At 33.3% G+C, this 4,240-nt stretch carries 3 protein-coding genes and 1 tRNA gene; 2 read left to right on the top strand and 2 right to left on the bottom strand.

From position 1 onward, the window contains the following. Positions 1-124: 124 nt before the first annotated feature. Complete coding sequence (locus AFK68_RS07940) at positions 125-346, top strand: hypothetical protein (RefSeq protein WP_246844060.1); 222 nt, start codon at positions 125-127, stop codon at positions 344-346. A 1,051-nt stretch (positions 347-1,397) separates the two neighbouring features. Here AFK68_RS07940 and AFK68_RS07930 read toward each other — a convergent pair. Further along, a complete protein-coding gene (locus AFK68_RS07930; RefSeq protein ID WP_246844059.1) occupies positions 1,398-2,888 on the bottom strand; it encodes a hemolysin family protein in 1,491 nt (496 codons plus the stop codon). A 101-nt stretch (positions 2,889-2,989) separates the two neighbouring features. Further along, positions 2,990-3,658: a hypothetical protein gene (locus AFK68_RS07925; RefSeq protein WP_094672280.1), complete on the bottom strand. Its 669-nt coding sequence runs from the start codon at positions 3,656-3,658 to the stop codon at positions 2,990-2,992. Positions 3,659-3,859: 201 nt separating this feature from the next. On the opposite strand from AFK68_RS07925, the gene AFK68_RS07920 reads away from it, so the two are divergent. Further along, positions 3,860-3,932: transfer RNA gene (locus AFK68_RS07920), tRNA-Ile, on the top strand. Positions 3,933-4,240: the final 308 nt, after the last annotated feature.

The following is a 4,240-nucleotide window of genomic DNA, read 5'->3' as shown; positions in this document are numbered from 1 at the left end:
AACCTAATACTATTGAGAGAGAAATTATCATCTTAGTGAGATACGCTTTTTTTCTGATTTTCTATTCCTATAACTAGAAAATTTATTCCTTACTACTGAATCACAGTTTTTCAATCCAAGCAAAATGAAAAATATATCGCTAAAAACAATCTTAGGAACTATCCTCACAAGTTTATTAATAGTTTTTACCTCCTGTAAACAAGTATCAAATTCCCATAGTGTCATTATTAGGAGTGCCTATAATAGTGGTTGGATAGAAGAATTATTTCAAACTAACATTGTTAATATAGCAACTCCCAAGAAGCGTGAAGTACAAAATTCGTTTGTTTTAGGGAACAGGGAATAGAGAACAGGGAACAGGGAACAGGGAACAGGGAATAGGGAATAGGCAATGAGGAATCAGGAATAGAAAAGAAATTAAAGAGCTTGTGTACCTCATAAGCTTGAGAAACGCTATATAGGTCTAGAAAAACTCAGTTATAAAGTCGAAAAACCCCAACAAATTCAATAGCCCCCTATTTATATTTCCATTGCTAATGGAGACTTAGAATATAGCACCATTTACTACCAACCATCCCACGAGAAATTCTTTGAAAAAGCTGGTGGAGAAGAAAAATTAGAGAAAGTAGGAATTTTGACACCTGAAGGGATAGCTCGATATCAAATAGACAAAAAAATAGCCGATAAATATAAAATTACTAAAATTCTAGCTTGTTGAATTTCCTAATTTGCTTAGTTCTTAAATTAAGGCAAAAATTATCATCAAATCAAATATTCAACCTGATAGTATTTATAATTTATATAGGTTTTCTTAGCTTAGTCAGCTTATAACTTTTATCCATGAAGTTGTACTGAATAAAAGATAATAGCTGTCAGTAAAATTCAAGTCTGGATCAGAATTATTAAGTGCATTTTTTTTAGAAAAATGGTATTGTTGCATTTTTATTAATAGTTAATTCAACTATTACGCAATANGAAAAGATAATAGCTGTCAGTAAAATTCAAGTCTGGATCAGAATTATTAAGTGCATTTTTTTTAGAAAAATGGTATTGTTGCATTTTTATTAATAGTTAATTCAACTATTACGCAATAGTTTTTAGATTTTAGATAAAGTGGAAGAATGGCGATAGTGCTACGCGTTTCATGTCGCTCCGCGAAACGCCTAACCTCACTTTAATTGATAATTAATTCAACTATTGCGGAATAGTTTTTAGATTTTAGATAAATTGAGTGGCATTCAGCTATTGATTAAATAGCATTAGATTCATAGCCAAATGAAGTCATAATTAATCTTGAGAGACTCTAGCCTAATTCTCAAGTCAGGGTCAAATTACATTATCTCATCTTAGGGATTTGTAGCGAATGTCTCTTTGTATTCAGAATAAAAGCTAAATGTTCAATCAATTAGTTCATTTGGTGGAATTCGATTGACTGTTTCATCTTCTAAAACTAGATTAACAGTTTGCTCAGTTCCTAACTCTTCTAATTGACGAATCTTGATTTGATCTAAACGGGGACCTTCAGCAGAAATAACAGTAAATTCAAGATTCTGATAGTATAACTTTTCTCCTCCAATGGGAATTTTTTGTAATTGATAAATCAAAAATCCTCCCAAAGTCTGATAGTCGTCAGTCACTGGTAAATCTAAATTTAAAAGTTGATTAACTTCTTCAACACTTAACTGTGCCTGGACAATAAAAGTTTGATCGTCCAACATTTGTAAAGCAAGTTCTTCAGAGTCGGTTACTTCATAATTATCAGCACTAATAATTTCAGCAATCAAATCCTCCCGTGTAATTAATCCAGCAGTTCCACCAAACTCATCTACCACTATTACCATTTCCGAGTGCTGAGGACTATTGGGAATTTGACGCATTCTTTGCATTAATGATAGTAACTCATTCAGATAGGTTTGTTCAGAAACGAATCTTGCAGGACGAATCCAAGATATAATAGAAGTTTGTGGAGATAATAATCCTTGGGCTAAAGGTTTAGCCAATTCTTTAAAATCAATAATACCCTGAATATCATCTACGGATTCACCAACTACAGGATAGCGGGAATGACCAGATACCTGAATTTCATCTAACAAATCTTGAAAAATAGCCGTACTAGAGATAGTATTTATACTTGTCCGTGGAACCATAATTTCTCCAGCTAATACCTCTCCAAATTCAAATACATTACTAAGTAATTGTCGTTCTTCTGCTTCTAAACCTGTTGATTCAGTAGAAGTAGAGATAATTAACTGTAATTCTTCTGGAGTAACTGGTGCTTTCCAAGCACTGCCAGTATATTGAATTCCCAAAAGTCGTAATAACCAATGAGTAGATTGATTTAATATCCAAATAAAAGGATTAAAGAAGCGAGAGATAGCTAGACTCAGAGGGCCTAATAATCTAGATAACTGTTCTGGATAAAGTAGCGCTACTGACTTTGGACATAATTCTCCCAATACAATTTGTAGGTAAGCCAAAATAAAAAAAGTGACAATAGGAATGGCGAGGGAGTGGGCGATCGCTTGACTAATATGAATAGGTAATGGTATATTAGCTATACCTTTTCTCACAATTACAGCCATAGTTCCTTCACCAATCCAACCCAAAGCCAAACTAGATAAAGTAATACCTAACTGAGTTGTCGAAAGTAGTCTGTCTATATGTCTTTGAAGTTGCTGAACAATTTTTGCTGGAACATCCCCCTCATCTACTAATTGATTAATGCGTGACCTTCGCACAGAAACAATAGAAAATTCTGCCACAACAAAGAAGGCATTTATGGAAATTAGTAGAAAAACCGAAAAGATGCGCGACAGTATATCTGTCCAGGTCATATCTCTCCAGATTAGCATTTCTAAGCCTGGCATATCTAGCAAATTTACTGCCATTGATTTTGCCTCAGACCTATGAACATTTTCATGTTTAAAATTTACAATTTTTGATCGACAAATTCGGTTTAAAGCCTCCTCACTCAAAATTCAAAATCAACTTAATCTATTTTAATTTTAGACATTTTCAAATCTAACTTTTGAGCTGGATAATCTGTAAGTTCTAGGGAAAGTTCTTTAGCATTATCTAATAAACTAATTGGGATTGTAATAATACCATAATATCTTCTACCATTGGGCGGTAATTCTCCTGGTAAATCCTCTGTACTGGCGCTGAGAACTCTTCCTTGTTGATCTGTAATATTCAAAAAACTGTATAAAAATCTTACAGCTCGATCTCCTTCATTTTTTAAATTAACATCCAAGACTAGAGAATTTCCCCACTTACGAACATCATTAACTTCCAATATTACTCCAGCATCACTACTCACAATTGGAAAACTTTGTTTGGATTTAGTTTCTTGAGAAGACTTGGCTTTAGCTGTTTTTTTCTGGGAATTTTCTTTAGCAGTTTTTTTCTCAGCTATTCCACCATTGAGAATAGTATTTTTTACATTGATAATAATTTTTTCCTCCTTTAACATCACTACTTCTTCTCGACGATTTGAACTGTCTTTAGCACCTACTAAATTATTGGTAGGACGAGTATCTGGTTGAGTAATTCCTTTTAAGGCTTCCCGGCCCAGTTTAAATCCCCAAGAAGCACTACCCAAACCAGCACTAAACATTAGAACCAGCAGACCTAGAGTTAGTAAAATACTAGAATTCATAGTTTTTTCTGTCTAAGGTACGATCTTGTTTTTTGTTATGATATACTATAAATTATTCCTATGTATTAGTGTCCAAATTTACCTATTCTAATTTTCTGTTGACTTTGAACTGAAGTTAGGAAAATATGTTATAATCAAAAAATAGTCTAAGGTGATCTTAAACTTGCCTGATATCCTTATATTATAAGATGATAGAAATAAGCGCCTTTGGCCGATTGGGGAGGCAGCGAGCTCATAATTCGCTTTAAGGCTGGTTCGATTCCAGCAGGGCGCATTTATAAAACCCCTGAAGGGATATATTTAAAATTAGAGATTGAGAGTAGGGGAGATGGGGTGTATTAGATATCTCCCACTGATCCAATCATCAAATCAATTATTACCCATTTTTTATCAATTAATTCTCCCTCCGACCTATTTTATGGAGATACGCTTAGGTCTTATATAATTGACTGAATAATTTGATATTTCCAAACATTAATGGCATATGCTGTGTTTTTTTACTGAAAAATTTGGTATAAAACCTTACCCCTAAGCAGGTGACTTTTTAACTGATTAAGCAAGAGGATATAAGCTATATTAAAA

Origin of the sequence: Hydrocoleum sp. CS-953 (genome assembly GCF_002260545.1) — a bacterium.
Taxonomy (GTDB): domain Bacteria; phylum Cyanobacteriota; class Cyanobacteriia; order Cyanobacteriales; family Microcoleaceae; genus Trichodesmium.
The sequence above is the reverse complement of the archived record's forward strand: the minus strand, read 5'-3'. Positions and strand labels throughout refer to the sequence as shown.